The sequence below is a fragment of the Streptomyces sp. NPDC104814 genome, assembly GCF_055583185.1.
The window spans coordinates 195,228-211,178 of the sequence record NZ_JBVJOL010000011.1 but is presented as its reverse complement, the minus strand read 5'-3'; the positions used below and the strand labels follow the sequence as shown (position 1 = coordinate 211,178).

Below are 15,951 nucleotides of genomic sequence, written 5' to 3'. Positions count from 1 at the left end.
TCAGACGGAGGCCGCGGCGTCCACCCGGGCCAGGAACGCGTCCAGTGCCGTGTTGAACTCCCGGGGGCGCTCCAGGTTGGGCAGGTGGGCCGCGCGCTCGATCACCACCAGGGTGGAGTCGGGGAGGGCGGCGTGCATGGCCTCGGCGTCGCCGACCGGCGTGTACGTGTCGTCGGCGCCGACCACCACCAGCGCCGGCACTGTCACCCGGGTCAGCAGGGCGCGGTAGTCGGGGCGTTCGGCACGGCCGCGCAGGGCCGCGGCGGCGCCCTCGGGAGGTGCGGACGTCATCATGCGGTGCACGTGCGCCTTGACGGCCTCCTCCGCGTACGGGGCGACCATCTTCTCCAGCACCTCGTCGGCGTATCCGCGCATGCCTTCGCGCAGCAGACGGTCGGCCATCGCGTTGCGTACGGCCTTGCCCTCCTCGCTCTCCGCCGCCGGGAAGGTGTCGGCGAGGACCAGGCCGCGCACCCGGTCGCCGAAGCGGTCGTAGCACTCCATGGCGATCTGCCCGCCCATGGACAGGCCCGCCAGCACGAAGCCGTCCACGGCCAGCTCGTCCAGCAGCGCCTCGATGTCCCGCGCGAAGACGGACAGCGGTGTGCTGCCCGGTACGACCGGGGAGGCGCCGTAACCGCGCAGGTCGGGGACGATCACCCGGCGGGCGGACGCGAAGGCGGCCGTCTGCGGGGCCCACATCGTGCGGTCGAAGGGATGACCGTGGACGAGGACCAGGGGCGGCCGCGAGGAGTGCGGACCGCGGTCCTCGAAGGCGAGGAAGGGAGGCATGCCCGAGACCCTAGGAGCGGCCCGCCGCTCGGGGCAATGAAATCTTTGCCCTCGGTGCAATGAGAGGGGACGGCATGCAGGACTACCGGCGGATCGCCGACCGTATCGCCGCCGACATCGCCGCGGGCCGGCTGAGCCCGGGCCGGCGACTTCCGCCGCAACGGGCGTTCGCCCGCCGCCACGGGATCGCCACGTCCACCGCGGAGCGGGTGTACGGCGAACTGGTGCGGCGCGGGCTGGTGGTGGGCGAGGTCGGCCGGGGCACGTTCGTGCGGGCAGCCCCGGCGCCGCCCGGCGGACGCGCGCTCGCCGAGGAGGCCACCGCGGCGCCGGTCAACCTGGAACTCAACTACCCGGTCGCCGACGGCCAGGCGGACCTGCTCGCCCCCGCCCTCGCCCCGCTCCTGCACCCCGGCGCGCTCACCGAGGCGCTGCGCCCGGCCGCCGCCGACGGCACCGCCGAGGCCCGCGCGGCCGTCGCCGACCTGCTCGCGGTGCCCGGCTGGCGGCCCGACCCGGGGCAGGTCCTCTTCACCGGCAACGCCCGCCAGGCCATCGCCGCCGCGCTGGTCTCCCTGGTCCCGCCGGGCGGCCGCGCGGGCGTGGAGGAACTGACCTACCCGCTGGTCAGGGACATCGCGGCGGGGCTGGGCCGCACACTGGTCCCGTTGCCTGCCGACGCCCAGGGCGTACGTCCCGAGGCGATCGCCGCCGCGCACCGCTCCGCTCCCCTGGCCGCGCTCTACCTCCAGCCGACGCTGCACAACCCGACGTCCGCCAGCATGAGCGTCGAGCGCCGCGAGCAGGTGGCCGCGGTGATCACCGGGCTGGGCCTGCCGGTCGTGGAGGACCGCATCTGGTCCTTCCTGCGCCCCGCCCTGCCGCTGGCGGCGCACGCGCCCGAGCTGGTGCACGTCGTCGACGGACTGTCCAAGCGGGTGGCGCCCGGGCTGACCGCCGGCTTCCTGATCGTCCCGCCCGGACGGGTCACGGCCGTGGCCGACGCGGTGCGCGCGGGCGGCTGGAGCGCGGGGCGCTTCGCGCTTCAGGCGGCGGTGCGGTGGGCCGGGGACGGGACGGTGGCCCGCCTCGTCGCCGCCAAGCGGGCCGAGGCGGCGCGGCGGCAGCGGCTGGTGCGGCGGGAACTGGCCGGGTTCGCGGTGCGGTCGGATCCGCGGGCGTGCTACGCCTGGTGGGAGCTGCCGGCGCCGTGGCGCGCGGACACCTTCACGGCGGCGGCCGCGGCGCACGGCATCGCGGTCACGCCGGGGACGGCTTTCGCGGTGGCGTCCCGCGCGACCCCGAACACGGTCCGCCTGGGCCTGGCCTCGGCCCCGGCCCCGGATCTGCGCAGGGCACTGAGAGTCCTGGCGGAACTGGCACGGGGCGCCCGCGGCGGCTGACGGGGCCGCAGGCACCAAAGGGGCGCGCGGAACCGCGCGATCAGCCACGACGCGACCTGTACGGGCCGCCGCAGGGCAGAACACGCACCCGCACGGGCCGCCGCGGGCGAAAAGAGGCGCGGGGAACCGCGCGGTCAGGCCGGTGGGGCCGCCGGGGCGGGGTCCGGTGTCGGGTCCGGGGCCGGGGCGGGGCGGTGGCGGGCGGTGCGGGCCAGCAGCCAGGTCAGGGCCGCCACCGTCAGCCCCAGCGTCAGCAGCATCCACGACGCGGTGCGCAGCGTCTGTGTCAGCGCGTCGTACACCGCCCCCGCCGCCTGCGCGGAGACCTCCGCCGGCAGCCCCCGCAACGTCACCCGCCGCACCACCGCGACCGCCACCCCGAGCAGCGCGCCGCCCACCGCCGTGCCCAGGGCCGTCGCGGTCAGCGCCCGCCGCCGGCACGCGGCGAGCCCGATCCCGGCGGCTGCCAGGGCGACGGCCGCGACGGGCAGCCAGAACCCCGCGACCTCCAGCACGTCGTAACCCTTCCGCAGCCGTGACAGATCTTCCGCCGGCAGCAGCGCGACCTCCGTGTGCCGCACGGGAATCCGCTCGGCCAGCGGCACGTGGTCCTCGGCGAGCTGCCGTTTGACCTGCGCGGTGACCGGCGCGAGATCGACGGTCACCGGCCGGTCGTCGTCCTCCCGCAACGCCCGCAGCACGGCGTCGTGGGCGGACCGGTTCGCCGTGTCCCACGCGGTGCGGAACGCCTCGGTCTGTGTGAACGACCGCACCGCGTCGTGCACGAACGGCCCCATCGCGCCCTGCGCCGTCCCGGTGCCGACCTGCCGCAGGATGCCTTCGCCGACGGCGTCGGCGATCTGCCCCTGCACGGCGGGGTCACCGGCCAGCGGCGCCATCGTGGCGACGTAGCGCCCGGTGTCCGTCAGGCCGTACGCCGCCCACGCCGCCAGTGCGCCGAGCGGCACCAGCAGGCAGGACAGGACGATGAGTACGGCCGACAGAGCGGTCCGCAGGCGTCGTGACGACACGCTCCCAGGCAACGCCCCCACCGCGCACGCCGCCAGCGGACCTGCGCCGTCCGGGTGACCCGGGCCGCCGCTCCGACCTGGGCTTTCCGCCCTCCGGTGGAGGGTTCACCCGAACGGGTGTTTCCTGGTGCTTGCGGACGTTTCCGGTGCGGGGGAGCAGGAAGCGCCGCATGCGTTTCGTCCGAATCCTCTCCGGAGGCCGGAACCGGGTTCCGGCGGTCCGGTGAGTGGAGGGATGAGGGAAACGTGGGCCCCGGTGCACCACACCGGGGCCCACGTGTGCGCGCCGGAGGCGCCCTACCGGATGCGGTTGCCCTCCGCGTCCTCCCGTGTGTAGTAGCGGTAGAAGAACACCAGGTAGATGGCCGCCCCGGTGACCAGCCCCAGGGCCACGGAGCGCAGGATGGTGTCGCCGGTCTGGCTGTACAGGAAGCCGATGGAGATGCCGGCGAAGGCCGACTTCACGCCCGAGTGCAGTTCACGTGTGAGCCGCGGGGCGAAGAGGGCGACGCCGATGCACGCCACGATGAACACGATCGCGGTGACGAAGCCGAACAGCAGGTTCCAGCCCGTGATGGGCCCGCCGCCGCGCCGGTTGGCCGCGGCCCAGTAGCCGTAGACGAGCCCGAGGACGACGGGGATGCCGTACCTCGCCAGGGTGTGGGTGCGTTCGCCGAAGACGTCGGGCAGTCCGTTGGGCGCCCGGCGGGCGCCGAGCGCGCCGAGGCGGGTGCCGATCGAGCCACGCGTACGGCCGCTCCCGGGTGCGGGTGCCGCATGAGCCATGAGAGCGCTCCTCTCTCTCCTCGCCCCCGCCTTCCAGGGCACACCTGGCGGGGACCACCGGCAAGTCGACGTGTGCCCCTGTGGCGGACGCTGATGCGGGCCGCGCGGGCCCGTGTTTCGCTGGGGTGCGTGAACGGCGGCACGGACAGCGACGGCCTGGCCGGCGGCGAGGGCGGCACGGACAGCCGGCGCAAGCGGGCGTCCGGCGCCGGGAACCGACGGCTTCCCGGCGCTGTCTCCCGCTTCCTTGCCTCCCCGCGCTCCCCGAGTCGCCGGGACGTCGTGCACCGTCACCAGTTGCTGCAGGTCCGCGGCCGCAGCGTGGCCTGGGTGCCGCCCCTGCTGCTGCTCGCGGTGATCGTCACCGTCGACGTCAGCACGCCCGGCGAGTTCCGTGTGGTCGTGTGGATCGTGCTGGTGCCCGGCATCGCGGCGGCGATCTGCGGGGTGCGGGGCACGGCCGCCTACACGGTGCTCGCGGTGATCACCTACATCGCCGTGGACGAGGTCTGGCCGAACCGGTACCACGCCGGGCTGGCCGACTTCGTGCTCGTCGCCGTCGGCGGGGTGCTCGCCACGCTGGCCTGCGCGGTCCGGGTGCGCGACGAGCGGCGGATGCTGCACATGATGCAGATCGCCGACACCACCCGCCGTACCGTGCTGCGGCCGCTGCCGTCGCACTGGGGCGGCCTCGACCACGCCGCCGTGTACCTCGCCGCGGACACCGACGCCCGGATGGGCGGCGACTTCTACGACATCCAGCCCGGCCCGCACGGCACCCGGGTGCTGCTCGGCGACGTCCAGGGCAAGGGGCTCGGCGCGGTGGAGGCGGCGGCCGCGCTGCTGGGCACGTTCCGGGAGGCGGCGTATCACGAGCCGGACCTGCTGACCGTCGCCCGGCGCCTGGAGACCCGGATGGCGCGCCACCGCGGCCTCACGGTCGCCCTCGGCCGCGCCGACGCCGACCGCTTCGCCACCGCCGTCCTGCTGGACTTCCCGCCCGGCCTGCCCGACGCCGTCGACCTGGTCCTCTTCGGCCACGAGCCGCCGCTCGTGGTCGGCGCCGCCGGGGTGCGGCCGCTGCCGGAGGGCGACGGGCTCCCCCTCGGCCTCGGCGACCTCACCGGCGCCCCGCCCCGTGCGCGCCGGGTGCCGGTGGCGCCCGGCGAGACACTGCTGCTGGTCACCGACGGGGTGACCGAGGCCCGGGACGACACCGGCTGCTTCTATCCGCTGGCCGAGGACCTCGCCCGCGCGGTGCGGGCCGACCCGCGCACCGCCGAGCCGGACCGCCTGGTCACCCGTGTCCGCGACGCGACCCTGCGCCACTGCGGGGGCCGCCTCGCCGACGACACGACGGTCTTCGCCGTACGCCGCCGACGCTGACCCGGCAGCCACAGCGGGCACCCGGCAGCGGGCACCCGGCAGCCGAGCGCGCGGGCTCGGCACCCGACCGCGCGCCCACCCCGGCCCCGCCCCCCGACCGCGCACCACCCACGCCCACGACCGCCGGCCCCGGCCCCCGACCGCGCACCACCCACGCCCACCACCGCCGGCCCCGGCCCCCGACCGCGCACCACCCACGCCCACTCCCGGCGGGCCGTGCTCCGGCACCCGGTCGCGTGCCGAACCAGGTCTTCCACCCCGGTACCGACCAGCGGCGCGCCCCGCCGGAATCCCGCCGCCGCGCCCCGCCGGAATTCCCGCCGCCGCACCCCCGCCCCGAGCCTTCGGCCGGCCGCCGCCCCCGTGCCGGTCCGGACGTCGTCGCCGTCCCGCGGTCCCCCTTTGCACCCGCAGCCGTTACGGTGCTGCCGTACGTGATCCACGACAGTCGTCAGGGGGGAGTGGCCCATGGCCGGAACCGTGCTGCTGCTCGCGGCCTCGCCGGTGGGGCGGGGATGTCTGGTGGACGCGGCCTCCGTGCTCCCCGTCCTGGCCGCCGTGCCGCCCGCCGTGCTCGCCGGGACGGACACCGCGAACGTCGTCGAACTCGCCGACCCGCTCGAGCCGCAGGCCGTGCTGACCCGGCTGCGGGCCGCCGCGGCCGCGCCGGGGCCGCTGACCGTGTTCGTCACCGGGCAGCTCCAGCTGGACCGGCGCCAGCGCCTGCCGCACCTCGCGCTGGCCCGCACCACCGCCGCCAGCGTGCGCTACACCGCCTTCCCCTGGCACTGGTTCCGCGAGGAGCTGCGGCTGCGGGCCGGCGGCAGCACCACCCTGCTGGTCGACCTGCACGCCGACGCCGAGTGCTGGCAGTGGCTGCGCACCTCGGCGCTCGACTCCGGCCGCGGCACCGCCGTTTACGGTCGCATCGCACCGCCGCCCGGCCGGCGCAGCGTGGCGGCACCGGCGTACATGAAGGCCGTCGCGACGATCCTGCGCAGCGGTCGGCGGCCGCCGCTGCCGCAGCTGCACGAGCAGGCGCTGGCCCGGATCGCCGCGGACGGCCCGCTGCACGACCTGGTGCTCAGCGCGCCCGGCCCGGCCCCCAGTGACCCGCACGTGGCGCTCAGCACCGCCGTGCGCGAAGGGCGGCACGCCGACGCCGACGCGCTCGCGGCGCAGTGGGAACAGGCGGCCCGGCGGGCCCACGGCCCCGGCTCCGACGAGGCGCTGCACTGGACCGAGGTCCGCGCCGACCTCGCGATGCTCGCCGGGGACCCGGTGCGCAGCTGCCGTACCTGGCTCGCGGTCGCCTCGGCGCGGCTCGCCGCCGGGCAGGCAGCCGACGCGCCGGAGGTGGAGGCCGCGGTGGACCGGGCGCACCACCAGTGGGCGTCGATCCGCGACGCCGACCGGGCGCGGGACCTGGGCGCGGCGCTCGCCGAGGTGCGGGGCCGGGTGCCGGGACGGCGGGAGGGCGCACTGGATCATGTGCTCGGCCAGCTGCGGCAGTTGGACGGCCGGCCGGAGTCGCCGACCAGGGTGTGAGCGGTCGCGCACGCCGGGTGGGCGAGGTTCGTCCGAGGTCTCCCTCCACCACCTGACCCGGTGTCATGATGAGGCACATGGCTGAGGGGGACGCAGTGGCCGGGGCGGGCGTACGGGTCAGTCTGGACGCGAGCGCGAGCAGAACCGACGTGAGCGCGCTCCAGGCGTGGCTGGAGCAGGAGCAGCCGCTCCAGGACCTGGTGCGGGCGGGAACGCTGCAGATCGAGGTGCGGCCCGGCACGGACGCGGCCGGGGAGCACATGGGCTCCGCGTGGGAGATCGCGCTCCACATCGCCGGGGACGTCACCACGGTCGCCGCGCTGGCCGAGTACACCTCGCGCGCGGTCAGGGCCTGGCAGGCCAACCGCCGGCGCGTCGAGGACGGCGAACCGCCGAGGACACGGATCGAGCCGCTGGACTCCGACGAGGACTGAACCGGTGAGCTTCGACCCACGGGGGAAGGCCAACCGGGCGCTCGTCGTCGGCGTGTCCGAGTACGACCACACCAGGGCCGACGCCCCGGACGGCGTGCCCGGACAGCTGCCCGCCGTCCGCTACAACCGCACCGCCCTCACCGAGGCCCTCTACCGTGGCGGGCTGTTCCGCGAGGGGGAGGTCGTGCCGTGCGTCTCGCCGGCGCACGACGAGTTCGCCGCCGCCCTGCACCGGGTGGCGCGGGACGCGCGGGGGCTGCTGCTGCTCTACTTCGCCGGGCACGGCATCGTCACCGCCGCCGGTGACGAACTCTTCCTGCAGATGCGCAACGCGCGCGTGGCGCGCGGCCGGCACGACGTGTTCCCCGGCGCCGTGGCGCTGACCGAGGTGCTCGCCGTGCTGGCGGCCAGCAGCGCCGAGCGGATCGTGGTGATCCTGGACTGCTGTTACGCCGGCAACGCCGCCGGTGTCTGGCACCGCTTCGAGCCGCGCGAACGGCAGAAACTCCTGCTGCTGATGAGCGTGCAGGCCAACCGGCTCATCCACCCCGGCGGCGGCAACCGGGCCACCCCCTTCACCCGGCACCTGGTCCGCGCCCTCGACACGAGCGGACCCGACGGCGCCGGCGGCAGCGGTGAGCTGTGGCTGACCGAGCTGTACGCCGCGCTGAAGGAACGGATGGCCAAGGCGCGGGTCCCCACCGGGGCCGGCGACCACCAGGATCCGCAGGCGGCCTGGGAGCCCGGGCAGGACGTCCTGCTGCGTGGGGTCGCCCGTGGACCGGCGCCCGGGCCCCCGCCCACGCCCACGCCCCGGCCGGAACCGGCTCCCCGGCCCCAGCGGGCGCCCCGGCGCGTGGGGCGCGGCGTGTTACGGGCGGTCGCCGCCCTCGGCCGGGAGACGGCCGCCCGGCTGCGGCGCCGGCTGCGCCTCTGGCTGATCCTGCTGCTCGTCCTCGCCGCCACGGCCGCCGGGGGCTACGCCGTCGCCGTCCTGCTCGGCGATCACGCTCCCTGCGCCCCGCCGCTGGAGCTGCGGGTGCTGACCGACCCCGACCTGGAGCCGGCGCTGACCGCGGCAGCGGACGCCTACCTCGCGTCGGACACCGCCGACGGCTGCCGCCGTACCGGCATCACCGTCGACAGCGCGGGCGCCGCCGACGCGGTCGCCGCGCTGCGGGACCGCACCGACGCCTGGCAGCAGCCGCGCGACGACGACGATCCGCAGCGGGACGTCGGCCCGCAGCCGGACGTGTGGATCCCGGCCTCCCCCGCCGACGTCACCCGGGTGACCGCCGGGCAGGGAGAGCGGGTCTTCGCGCATGTGGAGCCGCTGGGACAGCCGTTGGCCTACTCCCCGGTGGTCCTCGCGGTGCCGGCCGGTGACGGCTCCGCGTCCGCCGGGTCCGCCGCGTCCGGTGGCACCGGGTCCGCCGGGTCCGGGGCGGGGGCCGGGTCCGGCGGTGGGCTGGCCGAGCTGGTCGCCCGCTTCGAGGCGCGCGGCGGACGGGCGCAAGTCCTGCGGCCGGACCCGGAGTTCACCGACGCCGCGCTCCTCGCCACGCTGGGGCTGTACGCCGGCGGGGACGACACCCGGGCCGCCGAACGGAGCGTGCGGCAGAGCGGGTCGCCCGCGCGGACCGCCGGCGAGCTGCTGTGCTCCCTGCCCTACGACCCCGACCAGGACCGGCGCACCGCCGTGCTCGCGCCCGAGTTCCTGCTCAAGAGCGGCCTCGGCTGCGCCTCGGAGATGGTGCGGGCCGGGCGCGTCGCGCAGTACCCGGACGACGTGCCCGCCCTGCAGCCGGCGTTCGTACGGGTGCGCTGGGAGGACGGCGACCGGGACGCTCAGGCCCGGGACGAGGCCGTACAGCGGTTCCACGACTGGCTCGACGGTGACGGCGGACGCAAGGTCCTCGGCGACTACGGCTTCCGCTCCGCCGACGCCCCGCACCGGCTGCTCGGCCCGGGCAGGGCGGCGCCCGGCGTGGCGACGGACCCCGGCGCCCCGCGCCACGCCGCCGAGCCGACCGCGATGAACGCGGCGCTGGAGCGCTACCGCAGCGCGGGCGGCCCCGGCCAGGTGCTGTTCCTGCTCGACAGCTCCGGCTCCATGGCCGGGCTGTGGGAGGGGCCCAGCGGCGGCCCGGGCCTGCTGAAGCAGTCCCTGGGCGGGCTCGGTGACCGTGACGAGTACGGCGTGTGGGCGGTGGCCGGCACGTTGGGCCCCACCCACACCGAGCTGCTGCCGTTCGGCGCCCATCGGCGTGCCGACGGCATCCGCGCCCTCGATCCCGCCGGCCGGGCCCGGGTGCGCGACGCCGAGGCCGACCCGCACGCGGCGCTGCTGGACGCCCTGGAGTTCCTGCACGGCCGCGGCACCGACGACCAGCGGCCGCAGCTGATCGTCTACCTCACCGACGACGAGGACGACAACCGGCTGAGCGGACACGCTCTCGACGAGGTCCTCCAGCGGGCGCGTACGGCGCGTGTGCCGGTCGTCATGGTGTCGCTGGCCAACGGCGGGTGTGACGGCGGCCGGCCCGACGCGCGTGTCGCCGCGGCGAGTTCGGGGCGCTGCCTGGACCCCGGGGACGACCTGGGGGCGGCGCTGCACGACGAGGTCGCACGGACCGGGACGGGGGAGGAATGAGGCCGGGCAGGAGGAGGACCGCGGCAGGGACGGGACTGCGGCGGATCGCCGCCGTGCTGACGCTGCTCGCCGTGACGGCCTGCACCGGTACGGGCGGCACGGACGAGGACACCACGCCCGCTTCCTCGTCGTCGTCCCACTGGATCGTCGTCGCCAGCGGGCGGGACGTCACCGGCAAGGGCGGCATCCGGCAGCAGCTGATCGACGCCTGGAACCGCACGCAGCCCGAGGGCGGCTACCGGGCCCGGCTGGTGGAACTGCCCGGCTCGGCCGACGCGCAGCGCAGCCAGCTGCTCGGTGCGCTGCAGTCCGGCAGCGCGTCCTACGACGTGGTCAACCTGGACGTGACCTGGGTCCCGGAGTTCGCCGCGGCCCGGCTGATCCAGCCGCTGCCGGACAGTGCCGTGGAACGCGGGCCCGATCTCGTGCCGTCCGTGGACGACACCGCGAAGTGGGACGGCGAGCGGTACGCGGTGCCGTTCAACAGTGATGTCGGACTGCTGTACTACCGGCGGGACCAGGTGGCGGCGGTCAGCGGGCGCAGCGATCTGGGCACCAGTGTGAGCTGGGACGAGCTGCGGGCGCTGATCGAGGCGCTCAACCGCACGCGGCCGAAGGGGTACGAGGCCGGCTGGACCACCCAGCTCGACGGTTACGAGGGGCGGACCGTCAACGCCGTCGAGGCGTTCGCCTCCGCGTGGGGCGACGACGTCCGGCTCACCGACTCCCGGGGCCGCTACCGGGGCGACGAGGAGCAGCTCGCGGCCGGGATCGGCGAACTGCGCCGGCGCACCGGGACGGCGTACACGCTGCGGGACGCCTACGACTCCGACGAGGCGCGCTCGCTCGACGACTTCGCGCAGGGCCGCACGACGTTCCTGCGGCACTGGCCGTACGTGTACCCGACGCTGTACGGGACGTTCAAGGACAACCTGGGGGTGACCCGGCTGCCGGGCAAGGCGGTGCTCGGCGGGCAGGACCTGGCGGTGACGTCGACGACGGCGGGCGAGCGGGCGGCGCGCGCGTACGACCTGATCCGCTTCCTCACCGGTCCCGACAGCGAGCGCTGTCTGCTGCGGGCCGGGTTCGCGGCGACGCGGGCGTCCGCCTACGAGGACGGTGCCGCGTGCACGCACGCGCCGGTGTACGCGGAGACACCGTCGGCCTCCCCGACCGGCGAGAGCCCCGGCCGGACGCCACCGGACCGGCTCGGCGGCCTCAGCTACCGGCGGCAGATCCTGCTGCCGGCCCTGCGCGGGGCCGTGCAGCGCCCGCGCACCCCCCTGTACGGCGCGGTGTCCCGCACGCTGATCACCACGCTGGGCCCGCTGTACGACGTGGGGCCGGGCGGCGGGGGCGCGCAGGTGCCGAGCGATCAGGAACTGGCGAAGTCGCTGGACCGGGCGCTGAGGCGGGAGCTGCCGCACTGACGGCCGGCGGGCGCCAAGTCTGCCTGGGGGCCGGGCGGCTACGGGTGGCCCGGCGGCTACGGGTGGCCGGGCCAGCGGGGCTGTACGGCGGTGGCGGGGTGGGCCGCGGCCTTGGCCGGGCAGGCGTTGGCCGCCGTGATGAGCGCCGCGACGGCGAGGACCGCGGCGACGACGCCCCGGGTGACGGGCGTCGCACCGGCCGGGCGCGGGCGGGCATAGGGCTGGTCGTGGCGTGCGGAGGGGCGGACGTGCACGGCAACCTCGCAGCGGGCGGGCGATGACAGTGACTTGTCGAGTGGGCTTGAGTCGCTGTTCAACCTAGGGGCTGCCGGAAGCCAACGGCAAGGGTGACCGGGGGAGTTGGGGGTGGACTGGGTGTCGTGGGTGGCGGGGCCGGGTGCGTGGTGCCTGCGGCGCCGGGTTGTCTTTCGGTGCGGGGCGGTGAGAGGTTCTCGCGCCGTTCCCCGCGCCCCTTTTTGCCTGCGGCGGCCCGTTGCCGTCCGGTGGGTGGTTGCTGCCGCGCCTGCGGTGCGTCGTGAGTCGGGGCCGTCCGTCCTCGGTCGGCGTTGGTCTACACCTGTGCTCGGCCCTGTTTGCGGACCTCCGCCAGGCGCAGGGCTCCCAGTTGGACCGCTACTTGGGTCGCGTCGGAGGGGACGTCGGAGAGGCCGCCGTTGGTGAGGGTGAACGCGTCCGTGCCCTGGCGGACCACCGCCACGTCGAGGGTGAGGACCGTCGGGTCCTGTGCGCCCTCGGCCGGTGGGGCCGTCACCGTGACACGCAGGCCCGCTCTCGCGTCCCCGACCGGCGGCAGGGAGGCGGGGGAGACCTGGACGTCCTGGGCCACGCCCCGGTCCGTCGTCGCGGTGAAGTGCGCGCAGGTGCGCGGCACCGTCGCGAGCCAGGCCAGGGTGCGGTCGACGTCGGCGGGCGGCTGGGCCGAGACCTGGTAGCGCAGCTGGGCGCCGGTGTCGGTGTCGTCCAGGCCGACGACCGCGCGGGCCGGGGAGCCGAGGAGTTCGTCGGAGTACAGGGCGTCGAGGAAGCGGGCGCAGTCGCCGGGTGCGCCCGTCGTCTTCAGCATGCCGTCCCGCCAGGTCGCCGCGCCCCGGGTGGGCGTCCAGGCCGGGCCGAGGTCGGATTCGGTGACCAGGACCGCCTGGGCCTGGGCGGCGGTCAGTGCGGGGGTGGTGGTGGGGGAGGCCGGTGCCGTGCGGGGGGCGGCGGACGTGGTGGGGGTGCCGGTGGGGGCCTCCTCCATGTCGAGGTAGCGGCCCGAGCAGGCGGTGGCGGTCAGGAGGGTGCCGGCGGCGAGCGTCAGGGCGAGGGCGGCGGGGGCCGGGGGTCGGGGCATCGGGGCTCCTGGGCGGGGCGGGGTGCGTAGGTCCAGGTCAGCACCGTGATCGCCGGACGACCAGCGCACAGGACCGTCCGGGCGACACATGCGCTCCCGGTGCCGCGGCGCTTATCGTCGGGGGACGACGGAAGGAGGCCGTGGTGGCCGCTCAACCCATCCCCGTGATCATCGACTGCGACACGGGTGTCGACGACGCCCTCGCCCTGCTGTTCGCCGTGCGTCACCCCGGTCTGGATCTGCGCGCGGTCACCTGTGTCGCCGGGAACACCGACGTGGACGGCGTCGTGCGCAACACGCTGACCGTGCTGGAGCAGGCGGGGGCGCCGGAGATTCCGGTGGGGCGGGGCGCTGAGCGTCCGCTGATCGAGCCGGCGCGGTCGGCACGCCACGTGCACGGCCACGACGGCATGGGCGACCTGGGGCTGCCCGCACCGGCCCGCCGGCCCGCCGACGTCGACGCGGTGACGCTGCTGCGCCGGGAGATCCTCGCCAGCGAACGGCCGGTGACCCTGATCCCGACGGCGCCGCTGACCAACATCGCCCTGCTGCTGCGCACCCATCCCGAGGTGACCCGCAACATCGAGCGGATCGTCTTCATGGGCGGCGCGGTCGCCACCGGCAATGCCACGCCGGTCGCGGAGTTCAACGTCTGGCACGACCCGGAGGCCGCGGCGATCCTGCTGACGGCCGGGGTGCCGATCACCATGTACGGCCTGGACGTGTTCATGCGGGTGGTCGTGCCCGGCAGCGATGTGCACCGGATGCGGGCGAGCGGTGAGCCCGGGACCCGGCTGGCCGGTGAGCTGCTCGCCCACCGGCCGACCACGCAGGGCGGCGAGCCCGAGGCCGAGGAGGCGGGCGGCCTCGGTGACGCGGGCGCGGTGTGCGCGGTCGCCGACCCGGCGGGCCTGACGACGCGGCTGCTGCCGGTGGAGGTGTCGCTGGCGCCGGGGCCGGGACGCGGGCAGACCGTCGTCGACCGGCGCCCCCGGCCCGGCGAGTCCGAGATCCACGAGGGCGCCCGCGAACAGCCCCTGGTCGACGTCGCGTTGGAGGTCGACGTCGACCGCTACGTCAAGCTGTACCTGGAGACGGTCGAGCGCTAGGGTCTGTCGTTTGGATCAGGCCGGCCTCGAGCTGCGGTGCGTCTCGGCCGACCCGAGCGGGGTCTGGTGCGTGCAGCTGCAAGGCGGAGGAGGGCGCCAACGCGGAGCGTTGGCAACCGACGACAACGCGGCAGATGTGCGTGCCAGACCCCGCGACGCCGGGATGATCCAAACGACAGGCCCTAGTCGGCAGTGGCGGAGGCCGTCCAGCGTTCCTCCACCCTGGCCAGCCTCCAGTACGTCAGGGCCGCCGCCCACACCAGGACGAACAGGCCGACGATGAGGTAGCCGACGTTGTCCAGGTCGATGTCGGCGATCCAGGCGGTGACGCCGTCGCGCAGGCCGAACTTGTCGTGCAGGACGCCGACCAGCTCGATGGTGCCGATCACGAACGCGACGGCGATGGACAGGCCGGTGATGGCCAGGTTGTAGAACACCTTGCGCACCGGGTTGGAGAACGCCCACTGGTAGGCGAAGTTCATGAACGTGCCGTCCAGGGTGTCGAACAGGCTCATCCCGGCGGCGAACAGCAGCGGCAGGCACAGGATCGCGTACCAGGGCAGGCCGGCGGCCGCGCCGGAGCCCGCCATCACCATCAGCGTGACCTCGGTGGCGGTGTCGAAGCCGAGACCGAAGAGGAAACCGAGCGGGTACATCTGCCCGGGCCGGGATACCGACTTGGTGAGGCGGCCCAGGATGCGGTTCATGAACCCGCGCGAGTCCAGGTGCGCCTCCAGCTCCTGCTCGTCGTACGTCCCCGCGCGCATCGCCCGGAACACCTTCAGGATGCCGACGAGGGCGATCAGGTTGAGCGCCGCGATCAGGTACAGGAACGTCCCGGAGATCGTCGTGCCGAGGAAGCCGAGGACCTGGTGGGTCGTCGAGCCTTCGTTCATCACCTTCCCGGCCAGCGAGGTGCCGCCCGCGATCAGCAGCGCCAGCACGACGACGACGCTGGAGTGGCCGAGCGCGAACCAGAAGCCCACGGACACCGGGCGTTTGCCGTCGGCCATCAGCTTGCGGGTGGTGTTGTCGATGGCGGCGATGTGGTCGGCGTCGAAGGCGTGCCGCACGCCCAGGGTGTAGGCGGTGACACCGAGTCCGATGCCGAACGCCTTGGAGCCGACTTCGTAGTGGCCCGGCACGACGAGCAGGAAGAGGATCCCGAAGGCGGCGACGTGCAGGGCGGCGATGGCGGCCAGCAGCCCGGCGGTCTTGACGGTGTCCTCGCGGCGCCACTTGAAAGTGGCGGCGGTGGTCGTCGTCGGGGCAGGGTCGGGCAAGGTCATCCGGTCACGCTCCAGCACCTCGTGGATCACTTCGTGAGTGCCGTGGCCGGTCTCCTGGCTGACGGGTCGTGCGTCCGCCGTCCCTGCCTTCCCGGTCGTAGGACCAGTGGCCCGGCGTGAGCCGGACGGGACGAGAACTCCCCGATCACAGTGGCGAGGGCCGCGTCGGTTCCACACCGACTTCCCGAACACCACGGCCCGCCCACGGTAGGGGTGCGGGACCACTTCTGCATAGCTGCACAGCTGAGCAGGTATCCAAGATCACAGGGCGGAAGGGGCACGGGTCACGCCGAGGGGCGGCGGACGCGGGCGGAGCCGCTGCGCGGGGGCCGGGGTGCGGGCGGGAGAATGCCGGCATGCACCTCGTGCCTTCCGACCGCGCCGGCCGCCGCACCATCGACGGCCACCGGGTCTGTGACGCCATCGCCGCCATCGGCGACGCCGCTCACGTGCGTGCCTGGGCCGACCGTTTCTCCCTGCTGGCCGACCCCAACCGGCTCGCCCTGCTGCTCGCCCTGCACCGCACCGGCCCGCTCGCCGTGTCCGACCTGGCGATCGCGACCGGGATGAACGACCCGGCCGTGTCCCAGGCCCTGCGGCTGCTGCGGGCGGCCGGCGCGGTGGCGGGCGAGAAGCAGGGCCGTGTCGTCCGCTACCGGGTGGTCGACGCGGACGTACAGGCGCTGCTCGCGCAGTGCACCGCCGACGGGGTCTGAGCCGGGAGGCCGCCGCGGTG

The 15,951-nt window shown here is 75.4% G+C and carries 14 protein-coding genes and 1 riboswitch; of the genes, 8 read left to right on the top strand and 6 right to left on the bottom strand.

The features are described 5' to 3' along the window. Nucleotides 1–792 (bottom strand): alpha/beta fold hydrolase, encoded by a 792-nt coding sequence (locus ACZ64A_RS30955; RefSeq protein WP_469815079.1) that lies wholly within the window; start codon nt 790–792, stop codon nt 1–3. A 74-nt stretch (nt 793–866) separates the two neighbouring features. On the opposite strand from ACZ64A_RS30955, the gene ACZ64A_RS30950 reads away from it, so the two are divergent. Further along, entirely contained in the window at nt 867–2,195 is a 1,329-nt protein-coding gene (locus tag ACZ64A_RS30950) for an aminotransferase-like domain-containing protein (RefSeq protein ID WP_469815077.1), read from the top strand. A gap of 134 nt (nt 2,196–2,329) precedes the next feature. On the opposite strand, the gene ACZ64A_RS30945 is transcribed toward ACZ64A_RS30950, so the two are convergent. Together ACZ64A_RS30945 and ACZ64A_RS30940 are read right to left on the bottom strand one after the other, a co-directional pair. Next, a complete protein-coding gene (locus ACZ64A_RS30945) occupies nt 2,330–3,226 on the bottom strand; it encodes a hypothetical protein (protein WP_469815076.1) in 897 nt (298 codons plus the stop codon). Nucleotides 3,227–3,523: 297 nt separating this feature from the next. Then, on the bottom strand, nt 3,524–4,012 hold the full coding sequence (locus ACZ64A_RS30940) for a hypothetical protein (RefSeq protein ID WP_469815074.1): 489 nt from the start codon (nt 4,010–4,012) through the stop codon (nt 3,524–3,526). A gap of 282 nt (nt 4,013–4,294) precedes the next feature. Between ACZ64A_RS30940 and ACZ64A_RS30935 the strand changes: the two genes are divergently transcribed. From ACZ64A_RS30935 to ACZ64A_RS30915, 5 genes are all read left to right on the top strand, one after another. Continuing rightward, a complete protein-coding gene (locus ACZ64A_RS30935; RefSeq protein WP_469815140.1) occupies nt 4,295–5,398 on the top strand; it encodes a PP2C family protein-serine/threonine phosphatase in 1,104 nt (367 codons plus the stop codon). A 468-nt stretch (nt 5,399–5,866) separates the two neighbouring features. Then, nucleotides 5,867–6,946: a hypothetical protein gene (locus ACZ64A_RS30930; protein WP_469815073.1), complete on the top strand. Its 1,080-nt coding sequence runs from the start codon at nt 5,867–5,869 to the stop codon at nt 6,944–6,946. Nucleotides 6,947–7,023: 77 nt separating this feature from the next. Continuing rightward, on the top strand, nt 7,024–7,380 hold the full coding sequence (locus ACZ64A_RS30925) for an effector-associated constant component EACC1 (RefSeq protein ID WP_469815071.1): 357 nt from the start codon (nt 7,024–7,026) through the stop codon (nt 7,378–7,380). A 4-nt stretch (nt 7,381–7,384) separates the two neighbouring features. Further along, a complete protein-coding gene (locus ACZ64A_RS30920; protein WP_469815069.1) occupies nt 7,385–10,033 on the top strand; it encodes a substrate-binding domain-containing protein in 2,649 nt (882 codons plus the stop codon). A 53-nt stretch (nt 10,034–10,086) separates the two neighbouring features. Continuing rightward, complete coding sequence (locus tag ACZ64A_RS30915; protein ID WP_469815068.1) at nt 10,087–11,463, top strand: extracellular solute-binding protein; 1,377 nt, start codon at nt 10,087–10,089, stop codon at nt 11,461–11,463. A gap of 56 nt (nt 11,464–11,519) precedes the next feature. Here ACZ64A_RS30915 and ACZ64A_RS30910 read toward each other — a convergent pair whose 3' ends face one another. Both ACZ64A_RS30910 and ACZ64A_RS30905 read right to left on the bottom strand, forming a co-directional pair. Further along, a complete protein-coding gene (locus tag ACZ64A_RS30910) occupies nt 11,520–11,717 on the bottom strand; it encodes a hypothetical protein (RefSeq protein WP_469815067.1) in 198 nt (65 codons plus the stop codon). A gap of 317 nt (nt 11,718–12,034) precedes the next feature. Then, nucleotides 12,035–12,817 (bottom strand): hypothetical protein, encoded by a 783-nt coding sequence (locus ACZ64A_RS30905; protein ID WP_469815066.1) that lies wholly within the window; start codon nt 12,815–12,817, stop codon nt 12,035–12,037. A gap of 143 nt (nt 12,818–12,960) precedes the next feature. On the opposite strand from ACZ64A_RS30905, the gene ACZ64A_RS30900 reads away from it, so the two are divergent. Then, nucleotides 12,961–13,926 (top strand): nucleoside hydrolase, encoded by a 966-nt coding sequence (locus ACZ64A_RS30900; protein WP_469815065.1) that lies wholly within the window; start codon nt 12,961–12,963, stop codon nt 13,924–13,926. Nucleotides 13,927–14,108: 182 nt separating this feature from the next. Here ACZ64A_RS30900 and nicT read toward each other — a convergent pair whose 3' ends face one another. After that, the gene (nicT, locus tag ACZ64A_RS30895) at nt 14,109–15,215 is read right to left on the bottom strand and encodes a Nickel transporter NicT (RefSeq protein ID WP_469815063.1); all 1,107 of its coding nucleotides are present in this window, start codon (nt 15,213–15,215) and stop codon (nt 14,109–14,111) included. Nucleotides 15,216–15,242: 27 nt separating this feature from the next. Further along, nucleotides 15,243–15,426, bottom strand: a riboswitch (cobalamin riboswitch). A 145-nt stretch (nt 15,427–15,571) separates the two neighbouring features. On the opposite strand from nicT, the gene ACZ64A_RS30890 reads away from it, so the two are divergent. Then, nucleotides 15,572–15,931, top strand: a complete 360-nt coding sequence (locus ACZ64A_RS30890) for an ArsR/SmtB family transcription factor (RefSeq protein ID WP_469815062.1) — start codon at nt 15,572–15,574, stop codon at nt 15,929–15,931. Nucleotides 15,932–15,951: the final 20 nt, after the last annotated feature.

What these genes read in the sequence shown, in the direction of transcription:
- ACZ64A_RS30955 (WP_469815079.1), bottom strand. Translation starts at nt 792, where the DNA reads ATGCCTCCCTTCCTCGCCTTCGAGGACCGCGGTCCGCACTCCTCGCGG.
- ACZ64A_RS30950 (WP_469815077.1), top strand. Translation starts at nt 867, where the DNA reads ATGCAGGACTACCGGCGGATCGCCGACCGTATCGCCGCCGACATCGCC.
- ACZ64A_RS30940 (WP_469815074.1), bottom strand. Translation starts at nt 4,012, where the DNA reads ATGGCTCATGCGGCACCCGCACCCGGGAGCGGCCGTACGCGTGGCTCG.
- ACZ64A_RS30930 (WP_469815073.1), top strand. Translation starts at nt 5,867, where the DNA reads ATGGCCGGAACCGTGCTGCTGCTCGCGGCCTCGCCGGTGGGGCGGGGA.
- ACZ64A_RS30925 (WP_469815071.1), top strand. Translation starts at nt 7,024, where the DNA reads ATGGCTGAGGGGGACGCAGTGGCCGGGGCGGGCGTACGGGTCAGTCTG.
- ACZ64A_RS30905 (WP_469815066.1), bottom strand. Translation starts at nt 12,817, where the DNA reads ATGCCCCGACCCCCGGCCCCCGCCGCCCTCGCCCTGACGCTCGCCGCC.
- nicT (WP_469815063.1), bottom strand. Translation starts at nt 15,215, where the DNA reads ATGACCTTGCCCGACCCTGCCCCGACGACGACCACCGCCGCCACTTTC.
- ACZ64A_RS30890 (WP_469815062.1), top strand. Translation starts at nt 15,572, where the DNA reads ATGCACCTCGTGCCTTCCGACCGCGCCGGCCGCCGCACCATCGACGGC.